Genomic DNA, 24741 nt, shown 5'->3' with positions numbered 1-24741 from the left:
GCTTGTGCCCGTCGCCGCCACGGTGCTAGCCTGATAGTTCACCAGCGAATTATTCTTTGATGAAATGAGTCGGATGCAGACCTGCCTGGACCATATGGATGCCGGCATCGCCCGCGTGGCCGGCATGCTGCCGGACGTGCCCCAGCAGGAAGTGCGCATGACCCGCCTGCTGCTGCTGGTGGGCGGCTCGCTGCTCGACGTGCTGGAAAGCAACCTCAAGCCGCATGGTCTCAATGACAGCGATTTCCGCACGCTGATGATCCTGTACAGCAGTCCGGAAGGCGCCACGCCCAGCGAGTTGTGCGGGTTCGCGCAGCAAGGCGCCACCAACATGACGCGCATCGGCAATGTCTTGGTGAAAGCCGGGCTGGCGACGCGCGTGCCCAGCGCGCAGGACCGGCGCCGCATCGTGCTCAGCATCACGCCGGCCGGCAAGCGCCTGGTGCGCAAGATGCTCCCGCCGCTGTTCCCCAAGGTGCTGGGCGCTTTCGCCTCCCTGAGCGCCTCCGACAAGCGCGCGCTGGAACGCCTGTTGCGCCAGGTCGCCCTCAACCTCGATTCCTTGCAGCCAACGGACTCCCGTCCATGACTCCACGCGTTCCGATTCGTCGCCACGCCGCGCTTGCCTGCGCCATCGCGCTGGCGTTGGCCGGCTGTTCGATTCCCGCGAAGCTGGACCGCCCCGCCATCCGCGACGACGTGTCGCTGGCGGGACTCGACGTGGCCGCCCGCGCCGGCTGGCCCGACGCCCAGTGGTGGCGCCAGTACGGCGATCCCCAGTTGGACCAGTTGATCGCCCTGGCCATGAAGGGCTCGCCCGATCTCGCCGAGGCGCGTTCGCGCGTGGCGTCGGCCGAACAGTCGATCCGCGCCGCCACCGCGCAGGCCGGGCTCAGCGTTAGTGGCAGCGCGCAGGTCGAGCGCCAGCGCCTGAGCGATACCGGGCTGATCCCGCCCAAGTTCCTGGGTTTCACCTGGTACAACCAGGGCGACCTGGGCGTGCAGGCGCAGTACGACTTCGACTGGTGGGGCAAGAAGCGCAACACCATCGAGGCCGCCATCGACCAGGCGCACGCCGCCGAGGCGCAGCACAGCGCGGCGGCACTGGCCATCCAGACCACGGTGGCCGACACCTACCTCGGCTGGCTCGCCGACCAGACGCGCATCGGCATCGCCCGGCAGGCCGTGGAGACGCAGAAACAGTTGCTTGCCATCGCCGAACTGCGCGTGCGCCAGGGCGTGGATCGCCCCGACACGGTGCAGTCGGCGCGGGCGCAGCTCGCCGCCGCGCGCCAGACGCAGGTAACCATCGAAAGCTCGGCGCGCATCCGCTTGGCCGCGCTTGCCAGCCTGGTCGGCGTGTCGCCGGCCGAACTGCCGCCGCTGCGGCCCCGCCCGCTGCCCGCCGCCGCCGCCGGCTTGCCGGACAACGTGGGCGTGGACCTGATCGCCCGCCGCCCCGACATCGCCGCCAGCCGTTGGCAGGTCGAGTCCGCACTACGCCAGACCGACGTGGCGCGCGCGCAGTTCTATCCCGACGTCAGCATCAGCGCGATGGCCGGCCTGTCCAGCATCGACCTCGACCAGATGTTCCATTCCGGCAGCCGCGTGTTCGGGCTGACGCCCGCGCTGCACCTGCCGATCTTCACCGGCGGCCTGCTCGAGGCCAACTACGGCGTGAGCAAGGCGCAGCTGGAGGCCGCCGTGGCGCAGTACAACGGCACCGTGCTGGGCGCCGCGCGCGACGTGGCCACGCAAAGCCTCACCGCCCAGCAGTTAGCGGGACGGCGCAAGGAGCAGGCCCGCGAGATCGCCGCCAACCAGCAATTGCTCGCCAGCGCGCAGTCGCGCGTGCAGCGCGGCGTGAGCGACCGGCGCGAAACCTTGGGCGCCCAGGCGCAATTGCTGCTGCAGCAGGACGACGAGGTCAGCCTGCACGCGCAGGCGCTGTCCACCGACATCGCGCTGATCAAGGCCCTGGGCGGTGGCTACCGCGCCACCGCGCCGGACCAGGTATCCAGCGACACGTCCCCTTCCTCCCCGACGAACCTCCCCGGAGACGCCCCGCATGAGCGCCACTGATTCCGCCAAAGCGCAGGACAACGACAGCGGCATGGCCGCCAAGGACCCGGCCAAGCGCCGTCGCGCCCTGCTGATCGTCGCCCTGGTGTTCGTCCTCGCGGCGGTCACCTGGGTGCTGCTGTGGCTGTTCGTGTTCTCCAGGCGCGAGAGGACCGACAATGCCTACGTGGGCGGCAACCAGGTCGCGATCTCGGCCCAGGTCGCGGGCACCGTGGTGGCCATCCTGGCCGACGACACACAGCGCGTGGAGGCCGGCCAGGTACTGGTGAAGCTCGATCCCACCGATGCCGAGGTACGCCTGCAGCAGGCCAGCAGCACGCTGGCGCAGGCGGTGCGCCAGGTACGGGGACAGACCGATTCGGCCAGCAGCGCCGATGCGCAGGTCGCCAAGGCGCAGGTGGACCTGAAGAAGGCCCAGGCCGACCTGGCCCGCCGCCTGCCGCTGGTCGCGGCACAGGCCGAGGCGCCGGAAACGGTGCAGCACCTGCGCGACGCGGTCGACCAGGCGCAGGCCTCGCTGGATGCCGCCAAGGCACAGGCCGCCTCCGCGCACGCCGCCATCGAGGGCACCGAGATCGCCACCAACCCGGCGGTGCAGCAGGCCCGCGCCAACTTCCGCGCCGCCTGGATCGCCGCCCAGCGCAATGCCATCTATGCCCCGGTGACCGGCTACGTCGCACAGCGCAGCGTGCAGGTGGGCAACAGCGTGCAGGTGGGCCAGCAACTGATGACGGTGGTGCCGCTGCACGACCTGTGGGTGGACGCCAACTTCAAGGAGAACCAGTTGCGCCACATCCGCGTGGGCCAGCCGGCCCGGATCGAGGCGGACGTGTACGGCGGCAGCGTAGAGTTCCATGGCAAGGTGATCGGCCTGGGCGCCGGCACCGGCAGCGTGTTCTCGCTGCTGCCTGCGCAGAACGCCACCGGCAACTGGATCAAGGTGGTCCAGCGCGTGCCGGTGCGCATCGCGCTGGACGACAGGGAGCTGGACCAGCATCCGCTGCGCGTGGGCCTGTCGACCGAGGTCACGGTGGATATCACCGACGACAAGGGCCCGATGATGGCGCCCGCCGGCAGCGGCCAGCCGGTCGCCCAGACCACCGTCTACGACCAGATGGCGAGCAAGGCGGACGAGGAAGCCGAGAAGATCATCCAGGCCAATCTGAGCCAGCGCGGCGCCGACTGAGCCGCCCACGGAACCCGCCATGGCCACTTCCCCCGATGACGCCAAGCCGCTGCCGCCGCTTCATGGCACGGCCCTGGTCCTTTTGACCATCGCGGTCGCGTTCAGCACCTTCATGGAGGTGCTCGACATGACCATCGTCAATGTCGCCGTGCCGCACATCGCCGGCAGCCTGGGCGTCAGCGCCAGCGAAGGCACCTGGACGATCAGTTCCTATTCGCTGGCCAGCGCCATCATGCAGCCGCTCACCGGCTGGATCGCGCGCCGCTTCGGCGAGGTCAGGACCTTCGTCTTCTCGGTGATGCTGTTCGTGGTGTTCTCCATGCTGTGCGGCCTGGCCACCTCGATGCCGATGCTGGTGTTCGCGCGCCTGATGCAGGGCGCCGGTTCCGGCCCGATGGTGGCGCTGTCGCTGACCCTGCTGCTGGCCAGCTACCCCAAGGCCAAGCAGGGCATCGCGCTGGCGCTGTGGGCGATGACGGTAGTGGTGGCGCCGATCTTCGGACCGATCCTGGGCGGCTGGCTGACCGACAACTTCTCCTGGCCGTGGATCTTCTACATCAACCTGCCGGTGGGCGTGCTAGCCGGCGCGATCACCTGGACCCTGCTGCGCAAGCGCGAGACCCGGACATTCCAGTCGCCCATCGACGTGGTCGGCCTGGTGCTGCTGGTGGCGGGCGTGGGCTGCCTGCAGTTCATGCTGGACAACGGCAACGACCATGACTGGTTCGCCTCGCCGATGATTACGGCGCTGGGCCTGGTCGCGCTGGTCTGCCTCACCTTCCTGGTGGTGTGGGAATTGCACGCCAGGCATCCGGTGGTCGAGCTCGGCCTGTTCCGTCAGCGCAATTTCACCGCCGGCGTGATCGCGCTGTCGCTGGGCATGTTCGCCTTCTTCGGCATCAACGTGGTGTTCCCACTGTGGCTGCAGACCACCCTGGGCTACACCGCGACCTGGGCCGGCCTGGCCACCGCGCCGGTGGGCATCCTCGCCTTCCTGCTCTCGCCCATCCTCGGCCGCAACATGCAGCGACTGGACCTGCGCATGGTGGTGACCTTCGCCTTCGCGGTGTTCGCCGCCACGGCGTACTGGTTCTCCACCTTCGACAGCTCCGCCTCGTTCGCCACCCTGGTGCTGCCGCGCTTCGTGATGGGCATCGCCATCCCCTGCTTCTTCATCCCGCTCAACCAGATCTACCTGGCCGGTCTCCCTGCCAATGAGATCGCCAGCGCGAGCGGCCTGGCCAATTTCTTCCGCACGCTGGGCTCCAGTGTCTCCACCGCGGTGACCGTGACGCTGTGGCAGCACCGCGGCATCCAGCACCACGCCACGCTGACCGAGAACGTCGCCCCGGCCAACCCGGCTTCCGGCCAGATCCTCAGGCAGCTGACCCACGGCGGCATGAGCCAGATGCAGGCCCTGGGCTATACCGACCAGTTGGTCAACCGAGAGGCGCTGACCCTGGCGGTCAACGACATCTTCTGGTTGTGCGCCATCCTGTTCATCCTGCTGATCCCGGTGATCTGGCTGGCCAGGCCGCCATTCGGCTCGGCAGGCGGCGCGGTAGGTCACTGATCTTTAACGATTGCTGCACTCAAGAGTGCAGCATGACCTTCGCCACGGATCACTGGTGCGGCGCAATACCTTCTGCTAGCTTGTGTCGCATGGCACAAACGATCCGCATCATCAAGAAGTATCCGAACCGCCGGCTCTACGACACGGAGATCTCCAGCTACATCACGCTGGAAGAGGTCCGCCAGCTGGTGCTGGACGGCGAAACCTTCGAGGTCCGGGACGCCAAGAGCGGTGAGGACCTGACCCGCTCGGTGTTGCTGCAGATCATCTCTGAGCACGAGGAAAAGGGGCAGCCGATGCTGTCGCCGCAACTGCTCAGCCAGATCATCCGCTTCTACGGCGACTCCCTGCAGGGCTTCATGGGGCCCTACCTGGAACGCAGCCTCCAGGTCTTCCTGGATCAGCAGCAGCAGTTCCGCACCCAGCTCAACAGCCTGCTCGGCCAGACGCCCTGGTCCATGCTCAACGACCTGACCGAGCGCAACATGGATGCCTGGCGCACCATGCAGCGCGGGCTGATCGACGCCGCCACCCAGGTGCACTCGCCGCGCGGCGGCACCAAGAAGCCCGGCTAAGCCATCCCGGCCGGCGCGCGCCAGCGTGCGCCGGCCCCCTTCCCGTCCATGCGCCGCTGCGGCACAACACGTGCTGCCTTGCGGCATGTCCACGAGTCCTTCACATGAGTCCATCCGCCCGCACTCCGCGCGTCGCCGTCGTGACCGGCGGCATCGGCGGCCTCGGCACCGAGATCTGCCGCCAGCTGGCCCAGGCCGGCCGCCGGGTGATCGCCGTGGACCTGCCCGCGCGCGCCGAGCGCCTCGACGCCTTCCGCACCGAACTGGCCGATCTCGATGGTGCGGTGGTTTTCGAGCCGGGCGATGTCAGCCAGTTCGATAGCTGCGCCGAACTGGTCGGCCGCGTCGAGGCTGCGCACGGCAGCGTCGATATCCTGGTCAACGCCGCCGGCATCACCCGCGATACCAGCCTGCGCAAGATGAGCCCGCAGCAATGGCACGAGCTGATGCGGGTGAACCTCGATGGCGTGTTCAACATGTGCCGCAACGTGGTCGAGGGTATGAGCACGCGGGGCTTCGGCCGCATCGTCAACCTCAGCTCGGTCAATGGCCAGACCGGCCAGTTCGGCCAGACCAACTATTCCGCCGCCAAGGCCGGCGTGCACGGCTTCGGCATGGCGCTGGCGCGCGAGACGGCGCGCAAGGGCATCACGGTGAACACCGTCTCGCCCGGCTACTGCGATACCGCGCTGGTGGCGGCAGTGCCGGCCGAGATCCGCGCGCAGATCGTCGCGGACATCCCGGTGGGCCGGCTGGGCGCGCCCGGCGACATCGCCCGCGCGGTGACCTTCCTCACCGCCGACGACGCCGGCTATATCACGGGCGCCAACCTGCCGGTCAACGGCGGGTATTTCATGAGCTTCTGAACTGGCGCGAGGTTGGGTCGCGCACGGGGTGCGCTCCCACAGGATATTCGGCCTGTGCGGGGGCGCACCCTGTGCGCGACTGACCCGCGACCCGCTACTCTTGGCGCCCACGCGACTGCCAACCCATAGCGGAGCTACATGGCGCATCCCATCACCCTTATCGGCGGCGGCCTGGTCGGCGCGCTGCTGGCGCAGCAACTGGCCGGCCGCGGCTTCCAGGTGGATGTGTTCGAGAAGCGCCCCGATCCGCGCGTGGCGGGTTTCGCGGGCGGGCGCTCGATCAACCTGGCGCTGGCCGAACGCGGACTGCACGCGCTGCGTCAGGCGGGCCTCGCCGAGGACGTGCTGCAGCGCGCGGTGATGATGCGCGGACGCATGGTGCACGCGCGCGATGGCCGCTCCGGCTTGCTGCGCTACGGCGTGGACGACAGCGAGGTGATCTGGTCGGTATCGCGCGGCGCGCTCAACATGCTGCTGCTCGACGCGGCCGAGGCCGCCGGCGTGCGCTTCCATTTCGGCCAGTCGCTGGCTGGCGCGGATTTCGATGCCGGCCGCATCCGGCTGGCGGACGAGCACGGCGCCACGCGCGAACTCTACGCGCCAGTGGTGATCGGCGCGGACGGCGCCGGCTCCGCCCTGCGCGCCGCCATGCAGGCCCACGCGCCGCTCGGCGAGCGGGTGGAAGCGCTGGGCCACGCCTACAAGGAACTGGAAATCCCGCCGGCCGGCGGCCTGTCCGCCGAACTGGTGGGCCGCAGCGGCGGCCATGACCAGTTCGCGCTGGAACCGCACGCGCTGCATATCTGGCCGCGCGGCGGCTACATGTGCATCGCCCTGCCCAATACCGAGGGCAGCTTCACCGTCACCCTGTTCCTGCCGGCACAAGGCGCCCACCCGAGCTTCGCCACCCTGCCCGACGCGCGCGCGGCGCATGCGTTCTTCGAGGCTGACTTCCCAGACCTGCTGCCGCTGATTCCCGATTTCGCGACAGACTACGACGGCCACCCGGTGGGTACGCTCTCCACGCTCTACCTCGATCGCTGGCACCTGGGCGGCCGGGCACTGCTGGTGGGCGATGCCGCCCACGCCATCGTGCCGTTCCACGGCCAGGGCATGAACTGCGGCTTCGAGGACACCGTGGTGCTGGCCGCCCTGCTCGCCGAGGCACCGGACGATGCGCCCGAGGTGTTCGCCGAGTTCCAGCGCATCCGCCAGCCCAACAGCAATGCCATCGCGGCGATGGCGCTGGAGAACTACGTGGAGATGCGCGATTCGGTGGCCGACCCGCACTTCCTCGCCAAGCGAGAGCTGGGCGTGCGGCTGGCCGAGCGCGCGCCGCAACATTTCATGGCGCGCTACCGCATGGTCACCTTCACACACCTGCCTTATGCCTACGCCTACGAGCGCGGCCGCGCGCAGGACCAGTTGCTGGAGCAATTGCTGCGGGGCTCCACGGACGCCGGCACGATCGACCTGGATGCCGCCGTCGCCGCGCTGCGCGCCACCCTGCCCCCGCTGCCCGACACGCGGCATGGATGAACGCCTGCTCGCCGCCTTCCTGCGCACGGACTACCGGGTACGCCTGGATGGCGGCGGCTGGGCCGGCATCCGGATCGGGCAGGCACTGCCCGCCGCCCTGCGACCCATCGTGGGTACGCGTGAGTGGGGTTTCCTCACCGCCTGGAATCCCCGCTCCCGGCCACAGCCGCGCCAGCACAACCGGCAGGCGCAGCGGCAATTGCTGCGAGCCTTGCGCGAACTTGCCGGCATCCAGGCCATCCGCGCGGCGGTCGGCGTGGGCGAGGATGGATGGAGGGAGCACAGCCTGTTCGCGGTAGGTCCGGCCCGGACGGACTTCGATGCCCTGGCCCGCCGCTTCGGCCAGCATGGCTATGTCCATGGCCAGGATGGCGGCCCGGCGCAGCTCCGACTGTTTTCGTAGGCCGCCCCTCACTGGCGGCACAGCGCCGCATGGACAAGCCTGTCGGCCATTGCGGACAATCGCGCGATGACCTCCCTGTCCGCCACTGCCCCGGTTCTGTTGGAAGCGCGGGCGCTTTCCTTCCATCGCCAGGACGAGCCCGTGTTCGGGCCGCTGGACTTTTCCCTGCATGCGGGCGAGGTGGCGCTGGTCGAGGGCAACAACGGCAGCGGCAAGACCACCCTGCTGCGCATCCTTGCCGGCCTGCTGCACCTGGACGAGGGTGAGCTGCGCTGGCGCGGCCAGCCCTGGCGCCGGACGGAACACCTGGGCGATACCTTGTTCCTCGGGCACCACCTGGGCCTGAAGGCCGATCTCAGCGCACGGGAGAACCTCGCCGTGGCCGCCGGCCTCTATGGCACCCGTGCGGGCCGCGACGTACCCGGCGTGCTGGCCGACATCGGCCTTGCCGGCTACGAGGACGAACCGGTGCGCCGCCTTTCCGCCGGCCAGAAGAAGCGCGCCGCGCTGGCGCGCCTGCTGCTGCTGCCGGGCACGCTGTGGCTGCTGGACGAGCCCTACGCCAACCTCGACCGCACCGGCATCGAATTGGTGAACCGCCTGCTGGCGATGCATGCCACCGAGGGCGGCGCCGCATTGGTGACCAGCCATGGCGCGGTGAGCTTCCTCGATGGCGAGCCGACCCGGGTGCGCATGCATGCGTAGCACTCGGGATGTGTCGATGGTGCGCCTCCGGCGCGCAGGGAGCGGCTGGGAGGGGATGAGCCCTTTCGCCAACCTCTTGGATGCCCCCAGCCCAGCCCTCCCCTGCCAGGCAGGGAAGGGAGCAGAGCATGCGGGGGCGCATGAGTAGCCCTCGGCTTTCCACCGCCTGCGCCGCCGTGCTGCGCCGCGATCTCACCCTGGCCTGGCGTCGCCGCGGCGACATCGTGATGCCGGTGTTGTACGCCTTGATCGTCGTCACCCTGTTCCCGTTCGCGCTGGGCCCCGAGGAGGCCCTGCTGCAGCGCATCGCTGGCGGCGTGGTGCTGGTGACCATGCTGCTGGCCATGCTGCTGGCGCTGGATGCGATGTTCCGCGGCGACATCGAGGACGGCTCGCTGGAACAATTGATGCTCTCGCCGCAACCCTTGGCGCTGATGCTGGGCACCAAGATCCTGGCTCACTGGATTACCACCGCGCTGCCTTTGATCGTAATCGCTCCACTGCTGGCCGCCATGCTGCACCTGCCCACGGCGGTGATGCCGGTGCTGCTGTATGCACTGCTGCTGGCCACGCCGCTGCTCAGCCTGCTCGGCGCGGTGCTGGTGGCGCTGACGGCCGGCACGCGGCGCTCTGGTATGCTGCTGGCACTGATGCTGCTGCCGCTGTGCGTCCCCGTGGTGATCTTCGCCGCCGGCGCCGTCGCCGCGGCACAACAAGGGCTGCCGTGGCTTGCGCCCATCGCCTGGCTGGGGGCCGCGCTGGTCATGGCCCTGGTGCTGGCGCCGCTGGCCTGCGCCGCCGCACTCCGCATTGCCTTGGACGCCTGAACGTTATGGCCAACTGGATCCCGCTCTGGGTGCACAAGCTCAGCTCGCCGCCGAACTTCTACCGCTTCGCCGGTGCCCTGCGCCCCTGGGCGCTGGTGCTGGCCCTGCTGCTGGGCGCCATCGCGCTGTACGGCGGCCTGGTGCTGGCGCCGGCCGACTACCAGCAAGGCGATGCCTACCGCATCATCTTCATCCACGTGCCCTGCGCCTGGATGGGACTGTTCATCTACGGCGTGATGGCGGTGGCCTCGTTCATCACGCTGGTGTGGCGCATCAAGCTGGCGGAGGTGGTGGCGATGGAATCGGCGCCGATCGGCGCGGCCTTCACCTTCATCACCCTGGTCACCGGCTCGCTGTGGGGCAAGCCCATGTGGGGCACCTGGTGGACCTGGGACGCCCGCCTCACCTCCGAGCTGGTGCTGCTGTTCCTGTACCTGGGCGTGATCGGCCTGTACCACTCCTTCGAGGACCGCCGCCAGGGCGCGCGCGCCGCGGCCTTCCTCGCCATCATCGGCATCATCAACGTGCCGATCGTGCATTTCTCGGTGAACTGGTGGAACACCCTGCACCAGGGCTCCACCATCCGCATCCTCGGCCCCTCCAAGATCAGCGGCGACATGCTGTGGCCGCTGCTGACCATGATGGTCGCCACCAAGTGCTACTACGTCGCCAGCCTGTTCGGCCGCGTGCGCACGGACCTGCTGGCGATGGAAAGCGGCAAGGACTGGGTGCGCCAGATCGCCGAAAGCGCGCAGGAAGGCCGCCGATGACGTCGTTCTCCTGGGACCACTTCCTTGCCATGGGCGGCTATGCCGCCTATGTGTGGCCGGCCTATGCGGTGTTCTTCGTCGTGCTGGTCGCCGACTACCTCAGCCCGGGACTGCGCCGCCGGCGCAACCTGCGCGAGCTGCGCGGCCGCCTGGCACGGCAGGCCGCGCGCCAGCAACGCAACCCTTCATCACCCTGAGGGGCACTCACCCAACCATGATGAATCCCACCCGCAAGCGCAGGCTCACCATCGTCCTTCTCGTGATCGCCGCCGCCGCCGTCGCGGTGGGGCTGACCGTATTCGCCCTGCAGCAGAACATGAACTACCTGTTCACCCCGAGCCAGGTGCAGTCGGGCGAGGCGCGCAGCTACAAGAATTTCCGCCTGGGCGGCATGGTCAAGGCCGGCTCGATCCAGCGCAGCAGCGACTCGCTGAAGGTCACCTTCACCGTGGTGGATGCCAGCGGCACGATGCCCGTCGAATACACCGGCATCCTGCCGGACCTGTTCCGCGACAACCAGTCGGTGATCGCCACCGGCCATATGGACAACGCCCGCTTCATCGCCACCGAGGTGCTGGCCAAGCATGACGAGACCTACATGCCCAAGGAGCTGAAGGACGCCATGGCCAAGGCGCACGCCGGCAAGCAGGTGAACGAGGAAGCCGGACAGGACAAGCCGCTATGACCCCCGAACTCGGCCAGCTCGCCCTGATCCTCGCCCTGCTGCTCGCGCTGGCGCAGGGCATCCTGCCGCTGCTTGGCGCCTGGCGCGGCAACCGCGCGCTGATGGCGGTGGCCCGCCCCGCCGCCGCCGGACAGGCGGTGTTCGTGGCGATGGCCTTCGCGCTGCTGGTGTGGGCTTTCCTGCGCTTCGACTTCTCGGTGCAGTACGTCGCCGACAACTCCAACCTCGCCCTGCCCTGGTACTACCGCATCGCCGCGGTGTGGGGCGCGCACGAGGGTTCGCTGCTGTTGTGGATCTTCATCCTCAACCTGTGGACGCTGGCGCTGGCTGCATTGAGCCGAAACCTGCCCGAGGTGTTCGTCTCGCGCGTGCTGGGCGTGCTGGGGCTGGTGGCAGTGGGTTTCCTCGCCTTCATCGTGTTCACCTCCAACCCGTTCCTGCGCCTGCTGCCGATGCCGCCGGACGGCGGCGACCTCAACCCGGTGTTGCAGGATCCCGGCATGACCTTTCACCCGCCGGTGCTCTACATGGGCTACGTGGGTTTCTCGGTGGCCTTCGCCTTCTCCATCGCCGCGCTGCTGGGCGGCGAGCTGGAACAGGCCTGGGTGCGCTGGGCGCGGCCATGGACCAACGTGGCCTGGGGCTTCCTCTCCGCCGGCATCGTGGCCGGCAGCTGGTGGGCCTATGCGGAACTGGGCTGGGGCGGCTGGTGGTTCTGGGACCCGGTGGAGAACGCCAGCTTCATGCCGTGGCTGGTGGGCGCGGCGCTGATCCACGCGCAGGCGGTGACGGAAAAGCGCGGCGGGCTGCGCGCCTGGACCATCCTGCTGTCCATCTTCGCCTTCTCATTGTCGCTGCTGGGCACCTTCCTGGTGCGCTCGGGCGTGCTCACCTCGGTGCACGCCTTCGCCTCCGATCCGCGGCGCGGCCTGTTCATCCTGTGCTTCCTCGCCATCGTGGTGGGCGGCTCGCTGCTGCTGTATGCGCTGCGCGCGCCCAAGGTGGCCGGCGGCAAGCCGTTCGGCGTGGTGTCGCGCGAGACCGCCATCCTCATCGGCAACCTGATGCTGACCGTGGCCGCCGCCATGGTGCTGCTGGGCACGCTGTTCCCGCTGGTAGGCGACGCGCTGAACCTGGGCAAGGTCTCGGTGGGCCCGCCCTACTTCGGCTTCCTGTTCACCCTGCTGATGATCCCGGTGGTGGTGCTGCTGCCGTTCGGCCCTTACCTGCGCTGGGGCAGGAGCGACATGCCGGTGCTGAAGAAGCTGCTGTGGCGTGCCGGCCTTGCCACGGTCGCCTGCGCCATCGTGGCGGGCCTGCTCACCAACGGCGAATCCAAAGCCATCGCCGGTACCGCCGCCGCGGTGTGGTGCATCGTCGGCACCCTGCTCTACGTGGCCAAGCGCTGGCGCGAGATGCCGGCCGGCCGCCGCTATCCGGCGGAGATGGCCGGCATGCTGCTGGCACATGCCGGCGTGGGCGTGTTCCTGGCGGGCGTGCTGCTGACCAATGCGTTGAGCGTGGAACGCGACGTGCGCATGGCGCCGGGCCAGGTGGCCAGCATCGGCGGCTATGACTTCCGCTTCGACGGCGTGCAGCAGACCCAGGGGCCGAACTGGCAGGGCGACCAGGGCATGGTGACGGTGCTGCGCGATGGCCGCGAGATCGCCGTGATGCACCCGCAGAAGCGCACCTATTCGCGCGGCCAGGTGCAGACCGAATCGGCGATCGATCCCGGCCTGTTCCGCGATCTTTACGTGGCGCTGGGCGAGCCGATGGACCGCAATCAGCCCGAAGGCGCCTGGGCGCTGCGCCTGTACGACAAACCGTTCGTGCGCTGGATCTGGGCCGGCGGCCTGCTGATGATGCTGGGCGGCTTCTTCGCCGCCGCCGACCGGCGCTTCCGCGCCAAACGCGCGGTCGAGTCGGCAGCGGAGCCGCTGCCGGCGCTGCGGGAGTCGCGCGCATGAGCCGGCTGCTGCCTTTCCTCGGTTTTCTCCTGTTGGTGGCGCTGTTCGGCTTCGGCATCTGGTGGAACACCCAGCACGACCAGCGCGAGGTGCCCTCGCCACTGATCGACAAGCCCGCGCCGGCCTTCGTGCTGCCCAGGCTGGACGATCCCGCGCGGACGGTGAGCCGCGAGGCCATGCTGGGCAAGCCCTACCTCATCAACGTATTCGCCAGCTGGTGCATCGCCTGCGGCGAGGAACACCCGGTGCTGATGACCCAGGGCAAGGCCATCGGCGTGCCCCTGGTCGGCTACAACTACAAGGACGCACCGGAGGACGCCAAGGCTTGGCTGGCCCAGCATGGCAATCCCTACGACCTGGTGATCGCCGACCAGGAAGGCCGCACCGCGATCGACTTCGGCGTGTACGGCGCGCCGGAAAGCTTCCTGGTCGATGGCAAGGGCGTCATCCGCTACAAGCACATCGGCCCGCTGACACCTGAGGTGATCGCCAGGGAACTGAAGCCTGCCATCGCGGCGCTGGCCAAGGAGCCCGCTCCATGACCCGGCTCCTTGTGGGAGCGCCCCCTGTGCGCGACAGCCGCGCGCTGCGTCATCGCCGAAATCGCGCCCTGGGTGCGCTCCTACAGGTGGCGCTGATGCTGTTCGCGGGCGTGTCGTTCGCCCAGGCCATCGACCCGCTGCCGTTCAAGGACCACGCGCAGGAAGTCCGCTTCCAGAACCTCACGCGCGAGCTGCGCTGCCTGGTCTGCCAGAACGAGAACCTGGCCGATTCCAACGCCGACCTGGCGCGCGACCTGCGCCACGAGGTGTTCGACCTGATGCAGCAGGGCAAGAGCGACGCACAGATCAAGCAGTACCTGGTCGACCGCTATTCCGATTTCGTGCTGTACGACCCGCCGGTGCAGTCCAGCACGCTGCTGTTGTGGTTCGGCCCATTGGCGATACTGATCGCCGGGGCTCTTGCGGTGGTGGTCACGGTGCGCCGGCGCGGACGCGCCACCGCCGCCGTCGCTCACGACAGGCCGGCCGACGAAGGGGACGACTGGTGAAGCTGGCTTTCTTTGTGATCGCCGCGGTGATGATCGCCGTGGCCCTGCTGCTGTTGCTGTTGCCGCTGCTGCGTCACGGACGAGCGCAAGGCCGCTCGCGCGGTGTGTTCGTCCTGGCCCTGGCGCTGGCCCTGCTGTTGCCCATCGCGGCAGTGGGACTCTACCTCGCGGTGGGCACGCCGGTAGCGCTCAACGGCGTGCCGCGCCAACAGAACATGAGCATCGACCAGGCCGTCGACGAGCTGAAGGCGCACCTGGCGCAGCAGCCCACCGACCTGCAAGGCTGGCTGTTGCTGGCCCAGACCTACACCGTGATGCGCCAGCCGGCCGCGGCGCGCGACGCCTACGACCGCGCGCTGGGCCTGGACGGCAACAACAGCGCCGCCATGGTGGGCTGGGCCGAGACCGACTCGATGCTACGCGACGACCACCGCATCGAAGGCCGCGCGCTCGACCTGCTGGAACGCGCCGTCAAGCTCGACCCGCAGAGCCAGCGCGGCCTGTGGCTGCTGGGCATCAGCCAGTTCCAGCACGACCGCTATACCGAAGCGGCCGCTACCTGGCGCCAACTGCAACCGCAGCTCGACCCGGATTCCAACGTGGCCAAGGCCGTGGCCGAACAGATCGCCGTCGCCGACGCGCGCGCCAACGGTGGCACGCCGTCCACGCCAGAAAAGCCCGCGAACGACGAAGCCAGGGGCCCCGCCCTGCAAGTGCAGGTCTCGCTGTCGCCCGCGCTGAAGGACAGGCTCGCCCCGGGCGATACGCTGTTCGTCTATGCGCGCGCCGAGCAGGGCCCGCCGATGCCGCTGGCGGTGGCGCGGCTGGACGCCAACACCCTGCCCGCCAGTGTCACGCTCACCGATGCGATGGGCATGACGCCCCAGTTCAAACTATCCTCGGCGCAGCGCGTGTTCGTCGGCGCCCGCATCAGCAAGAGCGGCCAGGCCATCGCCCAGGCAGGCGACCTGGAGGGCGATGCCGGCGTGGTGGCCGTGGACACGCACACGCCGATCAAGATCAGCATCGACAAGGTTCACCGATGACCGACGCGCGCCGCTACTTCGCCCTGCCCTCGCCCTTTGCGATGAAGCGCGGCGGAGAACTCCACGGCGCCCGCGTCGCCTATGAAACCTGGGGCGAATTGAGTCTGGCGCACGACAACGCCATCCTCATCCTCACCGGCCTCTCGCCCAGCGCGCATGCCGCCTCGAACGCCGAGGATCCCTCGCCCGGCTGGTGGGAAGCGATGATCGGCCCCGGCAAGGCCATCGATACCGACCGCTGGTTCGTCATCTGCGTGAACTCGCTGGGCAGCGACAAGGGTTCCACCTGCGCCGCTTCGATCAACCCCGCGACCGGCGAGCCGTACCGGCTCGATTTTCCCGAGCTGTCGCTGGAAGACGTGGCCAACGCCGCCCACGCCGCGGTAAGCGGCCTGGGCATCGGGCAGCTCGCCTGCCTGATCGGCTGCTCCATGGGCGGCATGAGCGCGCTGGCCTACATGGTGCTGCACCCGGGCAGCGTGCGTGCCCATATCAGCGTGGATACCGCACCGCAGGCGCAGCCGTTCGCCATCGCCATCCGCTCGCTGCAGCGCGAGGCGATCCGGCTCGATCCGCACTGGAACAACGGCCACTACGACCATGAGCACTATCCCGAGGCCGGCATGAGCATCGCGCGCAAGCTCGGCGTCATCACCTACCGCTCCGCGATGGAATGGAACGGCCGCTTCGCACGCATCCGCCTCGACCCGGAACGGCGCGACGACAACCCATTCGGCCTGGAATTCGAGGTGGAGTCGTACCTGGAAGGCCATGCGCAACGCTTCGTGCACACCTTCGACCCCAACAGCTACCTCTATCTCTCGCGCGCCAGCGACTGGTTCGACATCGCCGAATACGGCAACGGCAGCGTGATGGAAGGCCTCAAGCGCATCCATATCCAGAAGGCGATGGTGATCGGCGTCAGCACCGACATCCTGTTCCCGTTGGAGCAGCAGGAACAGATCGCCGACGGTCTGCGCGCTGCGGGCGCCGAGGTGGAATTCGTCGCGCTCGACTCGCCGCAGGGCCACGACGCCTTCCTGGTCGACATTCCCAACTACAGCCGCGCCATCGGCGGCTTTCTCGGCCAACTCTGAACGGCCTTCGGCGCCCTTGGGTTCACGCTGCTAAGATGGCCCGGCAGCACCGCAGCCCGAGAACGCCATGCTCACCCTCGACTTCCCCGGTTCCCGCCAACTGATCGACGCCATCGACGCCGCCGTGGTCCAGGACGATACCCGCGCCGTCACCGACAGCCTGCGCAACAGCCTGTGCAAACTGATTCGCAGCCAGGAGGTGAAATTGCCGGACTGCGTGTTCGAGACCGCCGAGGGCCGCTACGCCCGCCGCGAACTGTACCGCAGCGAACAGCACGGCTACTGCGTGGTGGCGATGACCTGGGGCCCGGGCCAGGGCACGCCCATCCACGATCACTGCGGCATGTGGTGCGTGGAAGGTGTCTGGAGCGGCGCGCTGGAAGTGGTGCAGTACGAGCGCCTGGCCGACGAGGACGGCTACTACCGCTTCCAGCCGGTGGGCTCGATCCAGGCCGGCCCCGGCTCCGCCGGCAGCCTGATCCCGCCCCACGAGTACCACACCATCCGCAACCCCAGCGACGACGCCGTGGCGGTCAGCCTGCACATCTACTCCGGCCCCATGACCCACTGCGCCACCTTCCAGCCCCTGGACCACGACCACTACCAGCGCGCCGACCGCCAGCTGGGACTCGACCCCGTCCACTGAACCCGGCATAATCGACGGCTGCAATGCCGGTGTGGCGGAATGGTAGACGCGGCGGACTCAAAATCCGCTTCTGGCGACAGAGTGTAGGTTCGAGTCCTATCACCGGTACCAATGTTTGAGGCGCCCTTGTGGCGCCTTTTTCGTTTCCGCAGCACCACCGAAGAAAGAAAAAGGCGCCAGGCAAGCTGGCGCCTTTTCCGGGCATGAAACGAAGCCTCAGGCGACTTCGAGCGACGGATAATCCGTGTAGCCTTCCGCGCCGCCCGCATAGAACGTCTGCGATACCCAGGGATTGAGCGGCGCATCGCGTTCCAGGCGCAACGGCAGGTCGGGGTTGGCGATGAACAGCTTGCCGAAGGCGACCGCATCGGCGTCGCCACGGTCGAGCAGTTGCTGGGCGGTCTCCTTGGTCAGCGATTCGTTGGCGACGTAGGGTCCGCCGAAGAGCTTCTTGAGCTGCGGACCCAGGCTGTCGTCGCCGATGGCCTCGCGTGCGCAGATAAAGGCGATCTTGCGCTTACCCAGTTCCTTGGCGACGTAGCCGAACGTGCCGAGCGGATCCGAGTCGCCCATCGAATGGGCATCGCGGCGCGGCGCGAGGTGCATGCCGACGCGGTTGGCGCCCCATACCTCGATGCAGGCATCGGTGACTTCCAGCATCAGGCGGGCACGATTCTCGATCGGGCCGCCATAGGCATCGGTGCGCTGGTTGGTGCTGTCCTGGAGGAACTGGTCCAGCAGGTAACCGTTGGCGCCATGGATCTCGACGCCGTCGAACCCGGCACGCTTCGCGTTCTCGGCGCCCTTCTTGTAGGCCGCGACGATACCGGCGATTTCGCTGGTGTCGAGCGCGCGTGGCGTCACGTAGGGACGCTCCGGACGCACCAGGCTCACGTGCCCCTTCGCCGCGATCGCGCTGGGCGCGACGGGCAATTCACCGTTGAGGAAGATCGGATCGGAAATGCGGCCGACGTGCCACAGCTGCAGGAAGATCTTGCCGCCCGCCTCATGCACCGCCTTCGTCACCAGCTTCCAGCCCTCCACCTGCTCGTCCGACCAGATGCCCGGCGTGTTGGCATAGCCGACGCCCTGCGGTGTCACCGAGGTCGCCTCGGACAGGATCAGGCCAGCGGACGCGCGCTCGCGGTAGTACTCGGCCATCAGGGCATTGGGCACGCGCGCCTCGCCAGCGCGCGAGCGCGTGAGCGGCGCCATGAATATGCGGTTCTTCAGGGTCAGGTCGCCGATCTGGATGGGGTCGAAAAGATTCGCCATGTGTCGTTTCCAATGAATGCGGGGATTGCCCGGTCCGGCTAGCGCCTCAGAGACCGGTGTTCATATGGGCCAGGAAGGCCCGGATCACGTCTTCGTTACGCTTGAAATACACCCACTGCCCGACCTGACGCGTGGTCACGAGTTCGGCGCGCTGCAGGGTCGCCAGATGCGCCGACACCGTCGACTGCGACAGCCCGCAACGACCATGGATCTGGCCCGCACAGACGCCATAGGCGATCGGATGCGCCTGCTCGGGGAAATGGGACTCCGGCTCCTTGAGCCATTGCAGGATGTCCCGCCGGACCGGATTGGCCAGCGCCTTGTGGATCGCGTCGATGTCCATGGGGGTCAGACGGGCTGGCATGGGGCAGGCATCGGGCACGAGGGCACCGAACCTTCCGGGTGCAATGCGCCCGGCGGTTTCGGTCTCGATGGACCCGCGTCGTATATCGTCATGCGGCGAATCATATATCGTACAAATACGATATGCACCTGCGGCAGGCACACCTTGCCATGCTTCCCCTCGCCGCCTAAAAGCGTGCTCCTTCACCCATTTTGACGTAGCGGTTCAGGCAAACTTGGCGCCGGTCTGCGCTCAGGCCATCGGTATTCCACAGGGGGAATCCCATGAAGCACCCAGCCACGGCCCGCCAGGGAGCCGGCTTTACGCTGATCGAACTGATGATCGTGGTGGCGATCGTCGCCATCCTCGCGGCTATCGCGATCCCGGCCTACCAGGACTATGTGATCCGCTCGCAGGTCGCCGAAGGCTTCGAGCTGGCGGAAGGCTCCAAGACCGCCATCGTCGAGTACTACTCGAACTACGGGCACTTTCCTTCGACGCAGGCATCCGCGGGGTTGCCCAACGATTCGCTGATCTCGGGCAAGTACGTCAGCCACGTCAACGCGACCGAACGGCAAGGGATGATCCTTATACGCTTCGATAACACGGGTGCGCAACACGCCAATTCGCACATCGCCACCCTTCAACTGGGCCTGTCGGCGGTAACCAGCCAGGGCTCGATCTCCTGGACGTGCAACAACCCGAACATCACCGACACCCAGCTCATGAAGTATCTGCCCAGCAATTGTCGAGGCTGACGGATCGGCTGAGCAACGTTTCCGGCTTGGTCCGCTCGCGTCCGTATGGGCTGCCCATTGATCCGCGCATGCTCGCCCCACCTACCCAGCCGAGGCCATTTGGCCAGTGACGGTGCGTAGCCCTGGTTTGCTAGGTTCGGCGCATGGATTCGCCGAGCGGCGAGGTCCAGCCAGGCAACCAGGGGGGAAGCCATGAATACGGGGATCGTGCGCGCCTGCGTGCTTGCATGGGCGTTGGCGCTTGGCGGCTGCGCCACGGCGTATCAGTCCAAGGGCTTTGGCGGCGGTTTCAGCGAGACGGCGCTGTCGCCGGATACCTTCAAGATCGATTTCGCCGGCAATGGCTTCACCAGCGCGGAGCGCGCCTCGGACTTCGCCATCCTGCGGGCGGCGGACAAGTCGCTGGAGCTGGGCTGCCATTACTTCGGCGTGATGAACGAGGCCGACAGCGCCACGGTAAGTTCGGCCACCATCGGCACGGCGGGCTGGGGCCGGCACAGCGCGTGGGCCTTTTCCAATACCGTGCCGATCGTGACGCCGAATACCGTCTTGCTGGTGAAATGCTTCCGCGAGCCGGTGGCCGGCATGAATCTTTTCGATGCGCATTTCATAGCGCGCTCGATCCGCGCCAAGTACGGCATGAAGGGTGGCCCCGTCGACTCGACCACCATCGTGGTGCATTCGAATCCGGCGGCAACCGACGAGACTCCCGCATCCAGGATGGCCATGGCTGCGCCCGTGCAGGACATTGCCGCCGTCGTCCGCTCCGCCCAGCAGATCGCGTCGCAGCAGGGCTGCGCCGAAGTCCACTCGACGGGCGGCTCGACGTTCCAGGCCTCCTGCACGACGTTCACGCTGGTGATCGATTGCGATGGCGGTTCGTGCCGCCCGTTGCGGGCCATCCAGAACTGACCGGACTGGCGGGATTCGACATGCCGGCGGCGTCAGGCATCGGCCATGCCCGATTCGAGCCGGGCCAGCAGGACCTCGAGCGCCCGCAGGTGGCGGAGCAGTTCGTCCCGCTGCTGCACCACGCTGCCGCTGCCGGCGGGCAACTGGTTGTCCACCAGCCGCAACGCGCCCCGGATGCGGTGCAGGATGTCCCGCTGGCGCTCGGCGTCGTTGCCCAGGCGGGCGTGCTCCAGCTCCCGCAGGTCCTGGCGCGTGGTGTCGAGCAGGCCTCGCAGCAGGTCCCTCACCTGCCGTGCCGAACCAAAGACTTCCTTCAGGGTGCGTAGGCGCCCGTCCACGGCGGGGTCGGCCTCCGGGGTCTCCCGCCCGACCTTGGGCGAACGACCTTCGAGGCTGGCGGACAGCATGGCGTCCAGGGTGGACAGCTGCACGGGCTTGGCCAGGAATTCGTCCATGCCCGCCTCGTGGCAGCGCACGACCTCTTCCGGCAGCGCACTCGCCGACAAGGCGATGATGGGAAGGTGCGTATCGCTGCCCGCCTCGCCCTCGCGAATCCTGCGCGCCAGCGTATAACCGTCGAGCAGCGGCATGTGGCAATCGGTGATCAGCAGGTCGTAATGGCCGTTGGCCAGGGTGCGCAAGGCCTCCTGGCCATTGTCGACGATGGTATGCGCATAGCCCAGGCAATCGAGCTGGCGACCGAGCACGGCGCGGTTGATCGGATGGTCTTCCGCCACGAGGATACGCGCCGCGTGGCGCACCGGCGACACGCCGGGAACCATCGGGCGGGCAGGCAGCGAGATGCCCAGGACCGTGTGGCAGGCTTCCATGGCCGAGCGCCACAGCAGTGGATAGCCGCTGAGCGCGACATGCCCTTCCTCCACGAAAAAGCCGCGGGGATCGGGCGCATCCAGCAAGCGGATGACGCGAACACCAGGAGGCAGCGCCCCGCCGCGCGCCAGGGCCGCATCGACTACGTAGATATCGACGTTGTGCGCGTCGCTCTCGGGCAGGTCCCTGGCGTCGGCGCCGATGATGGACAGGCCCAGCGCGGACAGCGTATTGGACAGCTCGCGCTCCAGCAGGATGTCGCCGGTGCACAGCAGCGCCCGCTTGCCGGCCAGCGCCGGTTGCGGCCGCAGGGCCTGCGCCACCGGCAGCCGCACGTCGAACGTCACGCTGGTGCCGAAGCCCAGCGAGCTGGTGATGCGGATCTCGCCCTCCATCATGTGGGCCAGCCGCTGGCAGATGGTCAGTCCCAGTCCCGTGCCGCCATAGCGGCGCGAGGTAGAAGCGTCGGCCTGCACGAAGGGCTGGAACAGCCGGTCGAGCTGCTCCTGCGCGATGCCGATGCCGGTATCGTGGACGGAAATGGCCATGCGTTGCCCGTCGGGGGCATCCTCGAGCAGTTCCATATGCAGCTCGACATGCCCCTTGGAAGTGAACTTCAGCGCATTGCTCAAGAGGTTGGTGACGATCTGCCGGATGCGTGTCATGTCGCCCCGGTATTGCGCCGCCAGCCGCCAGTCCAGCGTGGCGTACAGGGCCAGGCCCTTTTCGCGCGCCAGCGTGGCGAACAGGCCGAGCACGCCGTCGGTCATCGCCCGCAGGTCGAAGGGATGCTCGCTCAGCGTCAATCGCCCGGCCTCGATGCGCGAGAAGTCCAGGATGTCATCGAGGATCTGCAGCAAGGCGCTCGCCGAATCGCGCACCATGTCCAGCATGTGCGATTGCTCGCGGTCCAGCGCCGTCTTGCCGAGCAGTTCGATCAGGCCGAGCACGCCGGCCATGGGCGTGCGGATCTCGTGGCTCATCATGGCGAGGAAGGCGCCCTTGGCGGCGACCGCCGCCTCGGCCGTGGTGGTGGCCTCGACCAGGGCCTGCGCCTGCGCCTTCTCGGCGGTGATGTCATCGCAGTAGATGCTGCAGAAGACGGTGCCGTCGTCCTCGCGGCGCGGCAGGCCGAACGAGGCGTGCCCCCATCGCAGGCCGGACGGCAGGGCGATGCGGTATTCCACGCCTTGCGGCCCGAAGCCTTCCTTGGCGCGCTGGACGGCCTGGCGCATCGCGGGCCGGTCATCCTCGAGGATGACGTCTGAAAGTCGGCGGCGCCCCTGCGTGAGTTCCCCGTGGGTCAGGCCGAACAGGGCCTCGCTATCGCCGCCAACATAGTCAAACCGGCTCGATCCATCCGGCATGTAGCACGCGCGCAGCACTACGCCGGGCAGGCTTTCGTTGGTGTCGATCAGCTTCTGCTCGGAAGCGAGCGCGCGCGCCTCGGCCTTGCGCAGCTCGCTGACGTCCACCAGGGTGCCGAGCAGGCAGGTGCCCTGCCCGCCGCCGCGATTGAAGACGTGCAGCCATAGCAGGGAGTCGCGCGTGCCGCCGGAAGCGTCCGGGGGACTGACGTGCAGCTCGTGATGGCTGCCGCTGCCCCGGGCCAACTGTTGCATGTCCGAGGCGTGCAAGGCATCGGCATCCAGGCCGGCGACATGCCGCGTCTCGGCCAGGGTATGACCCAGCAGGTCGTCGCGCGAGGCATGGAACATAGCCTCGTAGGCGCGGTTGACGGCGATATAGCGCCCTGCGTCGTCCTTCACGAACACCGGGTAAGGAATGGTTTCCAGCAGGGCCTGCTGGAACCGCAGCTGGGCCGCCAGGGACTGCTCCGCTGCATGCTGCGCGCGCATGGCGCGCCGCTGGCGGAAATAGGAGATGGCCATGCCCCCCAGTACCAGCAGGGCCGCCAGCAGGCCGGTACGCACCCATCGCCACGGCACGCCATAGTGGTATTGCGCGGTCAGCCAATGGCTGCGGATGGCCTGGCGCTGGCGGTCCGACACGCCGGTGAGCACGCGGTTGATGAGAGGCACCAACTGCTCGTAGCGGTTGACCACGCCGATCGACAGATCCTGGTCGAAATCCGCGGGCCCGGTCACGCGCAGCGTGGCCGCATAGCGGTCGCGAATCAGGGCATCGACCACCGGCAGGGCGCCGACATAGGCATCGGCCCGGCCGGACGCCACCATCGCCATGCCCTCCTCGGCGCTGCCGACCGATAGCCAGCGCGTGGTGGGCGACAGCGCCTTCAGGCGGAACAGCAACCCCATCTCCTCGCGTACCGCCACGGTACGGCGGGCCAGGTCTTCCGGACCCGACAAGGTCGGGCTTTGCACCTGCGCCACGATGACCTGCGGAAAATGCTCGTAGGCCCGGCTGAATACCATGTCGCGCGAACTGAAGTCGTCGGGCGTCGCCGCCGCCACCAGGTCGACCTCGCCGTCATGGACCATGCGCCGGAGCTGGTTCCAGTCCTTGGCGGGCACGGGCTGTACGCGCAGCCCCAGCGCTTCCTGCACGATCTCCGCGTAGTCCGCCGCCACGCCGCTCAACTGGCCCTGGCTGTCCAGGAAGGTATAGGGGAAGCGGTCGATCTCGAACCCCAGGCGCAGCGGCGGCAAGCCGTGCAGCCAGTCACGCTCGGCGCTGGTCGGCGCCTGCACGGAAGCCGCGGCCCCAGCCTCCGCGCGCACGCCCCAGCGCGCGCGCAGGCGCGTCACCTCGTCCGCGGACAAGCCGGCCTCGGCCTTGCGCAGGATGTCCAGCAGCATGCCGCGGTCGCGCGGCACGGCGAGGCCGACCATCAGGGGCGGCAGTTCCAGCGATTCCAGCACGACCAGGGCATCGTCGTGGCGGTCGGGCAACGACAGGCGCATGCGCGACAGGGTCGTGCCGAGGTAGACGTCGGCACGGCCGGAGGCCAGCAGGTCCAGTGCCTGGCGATCATCGTCGGCGGCCACCAGCACCGCATGGGGATAGCGCCGCGACAACACGTCCGCGATGTCACGGGCATCGCTCGCGATGGCGATGCGCATGGCGGCGAGGTCGCGTTCCGTGTGGATACGCTCGTCGCCCTTGCGCGCCACCGCGACCATGCGGCCGGCGGCATAGGGCGTGAGCAGCTCGAAGCCCGCCCCGGCCGCCTGGCCGGGCGTCATCGCGGTCAGCAGGTCGTACGGCATGCCCGTCCCGACGACCATCACCGGTTCGCTGTAGGGATGAAAGTTCAGCCGTAACCCGGCCTTGCCGGCAAGCAGCCGGGCGTAGTCCACGCCAAAGCCATCGGGCCGTCCCGCCACCCAGGTTTCGGCAGGCAGGTGATCGCCGGCCAGGACGCCCACCTGGATCACCGGATGTTGGCGACGCCATGCGTCTTCCTCCGGCGCCAGGGAGAGCAGGCTGTCTATCGGATCGCTGACAGCCGATACCGAGCCGCCGCGTGCGGGAACATCCTGTGTCGCCTGGGCGATCCCCCACACGCCGGCCAGACAGGCCAGCAGAAGGGCCAGGCCATACGCCCGCCAGCCCCGCCGTTCCTTGTCCCTCGGCAACCGGCGGCAAGGCCACGCGCCACCGCATAAATCCGTATATA

24 protein-coding genes and 1 tRNA gene are annotated in these 24741 nt (G+C 68.2%); 22 read left to right on the top strand and 3 right to left on the bottom strand.

Annotation, left to right across the window (positions count from 1 at the left end; translation table 11 throughout):
• Positions 1-73: 73 nt before the first annotated feature.
• The 20 genes from MJ605_RS05085 to MJ605_RS04990 all read left to right on the top strand — a co-directional run bounded on the left by MJ605_RS05085 (position 74) and on the right by MJ605_RS04990 (position 17132).
• Entirely contained in the window at positions 74-589 is a 516-nt protein-coding gene (locus MJ605_RS05085; protein WP_345779514.1) for a MarR family winged helix-turn-helix transcriptional regulator, read from the top strand.
• On the top strand, positions 586-2082 hold the full coding sequence (locus MJ605_RS05080; protein ID WP_243039947.1) for an efflux transporter outer membrane subunit: 1497 nt from the start codon (positions 586-588) through the stop codon (positions 2080-2082). Before MJ605_RS05085 ends, MJ605_RS05080 begins: the two co-directional genes overlap by 4 nt.
• Positions 2069-3268, top strand: a complete 1200-nt coding sequence (locus MJ605_RS05075; protein WP_243039946.1) for an HlyD/EmrA/EmrK family protein — start codon at positions 2069-2071, stop codon at positions 3266-3268. Before MJ605_RS05080 ends, MJ605_RS05075 begins: the two co-directional genes overlap by 14 nt.
• A gap of 19 nt (positions 3269-3287) precedes the next feature.
• Positions 3288-4841, top strand: coding sequence for a DHA2 family efflux MFS transporter permease subunit (locus MJ605_RS05070; protein ID WP_243039945.1), 1554 nt, complete (start codon positions 3288-3290; stop codon positions 4839-4841).
• 89 nt (positions 4842-4930) lie between these two features.
• Positions 4931-5416, top strand: coding sequence for a polyhydroxyalkanoate synthesis repressor PhaR (gene phaR / locus MJ605_RS05065; RefSeq protein WP_243039944.1), 486 nt, complete (start codon positions 4931-4933; stop codon positions 5414-5416).
• A gap of 104 nt (positions 5417-5520) precedes the next feature.
• Positions 5521-6282, top strand: a complete 762-nt coding sequence (phbB, locus tag MJ605_RS05060) for an acetoacetyl-CoA reductase (RefSeq protein WP_243039943.1) — start codon at positions 5521-5523, stop codon at positions 6280-6282.
• 138 nt (positions 6283-6420) lie between these two features.
• Positions 6421-7821: an FAD-dependent oxidoreductase gene (locus tag MJ605_RS05055; protein ID WP_243039942.1), complete on the top strand. Its 1401-nt coding sequence runs from the start codon at positions 6421-6423 to the stop codon at positions 7819-7821.
• Complete coding sequence (locus tag MJ605_RS05050) at positions 7814-8224, top strand: DUF3293 domain-containing protein (protein ID WP_243039941.1); 411 nt, start codon at positions 7814-7816, stop codon at positions 8222-8224. The genes MJ605_RS05055 and MJ605_RS05050 overlap by 8 nt, the downstream gene beginning before the upstream one ends.
• 66 nt (positions 8225-8290) lie before the next feature.
• Positions 8291-8929, top strand: a complete 639-nt coding sequence (gene ccmA / locus MJ605_RS05045) for a cytochrome c biogenesis heme-transporting ATPase CcmA (RefSeq protein ID WP_243039940.1) — start codon at positions 8291-8293, stop codon at positions 8927-8929.
• Positions 8930-9069: 140 nt separating this feature from the next.
• On the top strand, positions 9070-9756 hold the full coding sequence (gene ccmB, locus MJ605_RS05040) for a heme exporter protein CcmB (RefSeq protein ID WP_243039939.1): 687 nt from the start codon (positions 9070-9072) through the stop codon (positions 9754-9756).
• Between the two features lie 5 nt (positions 9757-9761).
• Positions 9762-10526 carry a heme ABC transporter permease gene (locus tag MJ605_RS05035; RefSeq protein WP_243039938.1) on the top strand — a complete coding sequence of 255 codons (765 nt, stop codon included), beginning with the start codon at positions 9762-9764 and terminating at the stop codon, positions 10524-10526.
• Positions 10523-10723, top strand: coding sequence for a heme exporter protein CcmD (gene ccmD / locus MJ605_RS05030; protein ID WP_243039937.1), 201 nt, complete (start codon positions 10523-10525; stop codon positions 10721-10723). The genes MJ605_RS05035 and ccmD overlap by 4 nt, the downstream gene beginning before the upstream one ends.
• Positions 10724-10743: 20 nt before the next feature.
• The gene (gene ccmE, locus MJ605_RS05025) at positions 10744-11211 is read left to right on the top strand and encodes a cytochrome c maturation protein CcmE (RefSeq protein ID WP_243040029.1); all 468 of its coding nucleotides are present in this window, start codon (positions 10744-10746) and stop codon (positions 11209-11211) included.
• Positions 11208-13181 carry a heme lyase CcmF/NrfE family subunit gene (locus MJ605_RS05020; protein ID WP_243039936.1) on the top strand — a complete coding sequence of 658 codons (1974 nt, stop codon included), beginning with the start codon at positions 11208-11210 and terminating at the stop codon, positions 13179-13181. Before ccmE ends, MJ605_RS05020 begins: the two co-directional genes overlap by 4 nt.
• A complete protein-coding gene (locus tag MJ605_RS05015; RefSeq protein WP_243039935.1) occupies positions 13178-13723 on the top strand; it encodes a DsbE family thiol:disulfide interchange protein in 546 nt (181 codons plus the stop codon). The genes MJ605_RS05020 and MJ605_RS05015 overlap by 4 nt, the downstream gene beginning before the upstream one ends.
• 95 nt (positions 13724-13818) lie before the next feature.
• Positions 13819-14232 carry a cytochrome c-type biogenesis protein gene (locus tag MJ605_RS05010; RefSeq protein WP_243040028.1) on the top strand — a complete coding sequence of 138 codons (414 nt, stop codon included), beginning with the start codon at positions 13819-13821 and terminating at the stop codon, positions 14230-14232.
• Complete coding sequence (locus MJ605_RS05005; RefSeq protein WP_243039934.1) at positions 14229-15278, top strand: tetratricopeptide repeat protein; 1050 nt, start codon at positions 14229-14231, stop codon at positions 15276-15278. The genes MJ605_RS05010 and MJ605_RS05005 overlap by 4 nt, the downstream gene beginning before the upstream one ends.
• A complete protein-coding gene (metX, locus tag MJ605_RS05000; RefSeq protein WP_243039933.1) occupies positions 15275-16375 on the top strand; it encodes a homoserine O-acetyltransferase MetX in 1101 nt (366 codons plus the stop codon). Before MJ605_RS05005 ends, metX begins: the two co-directional genes overlap by 4 nt.
• 67 nt (positions 16376-16442) lie before the next feature.
• On the top strand, positions 16443-17021 hold the full coding sequence (locus MJ605_RS04995; RefSeq protein WP_243039932.1) for a cysteine dioxygenase family protein: 579 nt from the start codon (positions 16443-16445) through the stop codon (positions 17019-17021).
• Positions 17022-17046: 25 nt separating this feature from the next.
• A tRNA-Leu gene (locus MJ605_RS04990) sits at positions 17047-17132 on the top strand.
• A gap of 105 nt (positions 17133-17237) precedes the next feature.
• On the opposite strand, the gene MJ605_RS04985 is transcribed toward MJ605_RS04990, so the two are convergent.
• Both MJ605_RS04985 and MJ605_RS04980 read right to left on the bottom strand, forming a co-directional pair.
• Complete coding sequence (locus MJ605_RS04985) at positions 17238-18296, bottom strand: alkene reductase (protein ID WP_243039931.1); 1059 nt, start codon at positions 18294-18296, stop codon at positions 17238-17240.
• A gap of 46 nt (positions 18297-18342) precedes the next feature.
• Positions 18343-18660, bottom strand: a complete 318-nt coding sequence (locus tag MJ605_RS04980; protein ID WP_425600969.1) for an ArsR/SmtB family transcription factor — start codon at positions 18658-18660, stop codon at positions 18343-18345.
• A 263-nt stretch (positions 18661-18923) separates the two neighbouring features.
• Here MJ605_RS04980 and MJ605_RS04975 point away from each other — a divergent pair, with 263 nt between their 5' ends.
• Both MJ605_RS04975 and MJ605_RS04970 read left to right on the top strand, forming a co-directional pair.
• Entirely contained in the window at positions 18924-19397 is a 474-nt protein-coding gene (locus MJ605_RS04975) for a pilin (protein ID WP_243039930.1), read from the top strand.
• A 192-nt stretch (positions 19398-19589) separates the two neighbouring features.
• The gene (locus MJ605_RS04970) at positions 19590-20309 is read left to right on the top strand and encodes a CC0125/CC1285 family lipoprotein (RefSeq protein ID WP_425600968.1); all 720 of its coding nucleotides are present in this window, start codon (positions 19590-19592) and stop codon (positions 20307-20309) included.
• A 32-nt stretch (positions 20310-20341) separates the two neighbouring features.
• Here MJ605_RS04970 and MJ605_RS04965 read toward each other — a convergent pair whose 3' ends face one another.
• Positions 20342-24700 carry an ATP-binding protein gene (locus tag MJ605_RS04965; RefSeq protein WP_243039928.1) on the bottom strand — a complete coding sequence of 1453 codons (4359 nt, stop codon included), beginning with the start codon at positions 24698-24700 and terminating at the stop codon, positions 20342-20344.
• Positions 24701-24741 lie beyond the last annotated feature (41 nt).

Origin of the sequence: Dyella sedimenti (assembly GCF_022760995.1) — a bacterium.
Lineage (GTDB): Bacteria > Pseudomonadota > Gammaproteobacteria > Xanthomonadales > Rhodanobacteraceae > Dyella > Dyella sedimenti.
Note: the sequence above shows the minus strand (reverse complement) of the source record. Positions and strands in the feature narration are given on the sequence as shown.

Bases quoted from the DNA above. Each gene is read 5' to 3' on its own strand.
- MJ605_RS04970 (WP_425600968.1), top strand. From the start codon at position 19,590: ATGAATACGGGGATCGTGCGCGCCTGCGTGCTTGCATGGGCGTTGGCG.
- MJ605_RS05085 (WP_345779514.1), top strand. From the start codon at position 74: ATGCAGACCTGCCTGGACCATATGGATGCCGGCATCGCCCGCGTGGCC.
- MJ605_RS05070 (WP_243039945.1), top strand. From the start codon at position 3,288: ATGGCCACTTCCCCCGATGACGCCAAGCCGCTGCCGCCGCTTCATGGC.
- metX (WP_243039933.1), top strand. From the start codon at position 15,275: ATGACCGACGCGCGCCGCTACTTCGCCCTGCCCTCGCCCTTTGCGATG.
- MJ605_RS04985 (WP_243039931.1), bottom strand. From the start codon at position 18,296: ATGGCGAATCTTTTCGACCCCATCCAGATCGGCGACCTGACCCTGAAG.
- MJ605_RS04995 (WP_243039932.1), top strand. From the start codon at position 16,443: ATGCTCACCCTCGACTTCCCCGGTTCCCGCCAACTGATCGACGCCATC.
- MJ605_RS04980 (WP_425600969.1), bottom strand. From the start codon at position 18,660: ATGCCAGCCCGTCTGACCCCCATGGACATCGACGCGATCCACAAGGCG.
- ccmD (WP_243039937.1), top strand. From the start codon at position 10,523: ATGACGTCGTTCTCCTGGGACCACTTCCTTGCCATGGGCGGCTATGCC.
- ccmB (WP_243039939.1), top strand. From the start codon at position 9,070: ATGAGTAGCCCTCGGCTTTCCACCGCCTGCGCCGCCGTGCTGCGCCGC.
- MJ605_RS05010 (WP_243040028.1), top strand. From the start codon at position 13,819: ATGCTGTTCGCGGGCGTGTCGTTCGCCCAGGCCATCGACCCGCTGCCG.
- ccmA (WP_243039940.1), top strand. From the start codon at position 8,291: ATGACCTCCCTGTCCGCCACTGCCCCGGTTCTGTTGGAAGCGCGGGCG.
- MJ605_RS05080 (WP_243039947.1), top strand. From the start codon at position 586: ATGACTCCACGCGTTCCGATTCGTCGCCACGCCGCGCTTGCCTGCGCC.
- MJ605_RS04975 (WP_243039930.1), top strand. From the start codon at position 18,924: ATGAAGCACCCAGCCACGGCCCGCCAGGGAGCCGGCTTTACGCTGATC.
- phbB (WP_243039943.1), top strand. From the start codon at position 5,521: ATGAGTCCATCCGCCCGCACTCCGCGCGTCGCCGTCGTGACCGGCGGC.
- MJ605_RS05050 (WP_243039941.1), top strand. From the start codon at position 7,814: ATGGATGAACGCCTGCTCGCCGCCTTCCTGCGCACGGACTACCGGGTA.
- phaR (WP_243039944.1), top strand. From the start codon at position 4,931: ATGGCACAAACGATCCGCATCATCAAGAAGTATCCGAACCGCCGGCTC.
- MJ605_RS05020 (WP_243039936.1), top strand. From the start codon at position 11,208: ATGACCCCCGAACTCGGCCAGCTCGCCCTGATCCTCGCCCTGCTGCTC.
- ccmE (WP_243040029.1), top strand. From the start codon at position 10,744: ATGAATCCCACCCGCAAGCGCAGGCTCACCATCGTCCTTCTCGTGATC.
- MJ605_RS05075 (WP_243039946.1), top strand. From the start codon at position 2,069: ATGAGCGCCACTGATTCCGCCAAAGCGCAGGACAACGACAGCGGCATG.
- MJ605_RS05035 (WP_243039938.1), top strand. From the start codon at position 9,762: ATGGCCAACTGGATCCCGCTCTGGGTGCACAAGCTCAGCTCGCCGCCG.
- MJ605_RS05015 (WP_243039935.1), top strand. From the start codon at position 13,178: ATGAGCCGGCTGCTGCCTTTCCTCGGTTTTCTCCTGTTGGTGGCGCTG.
- MJ605_RS05055 (WP_243039942.1), top strand. From the start codon at position 6,421: ATGGCGCATCCCATCACCCTTATCGGCGGCGGCCTGGTCGGCGCGCTG.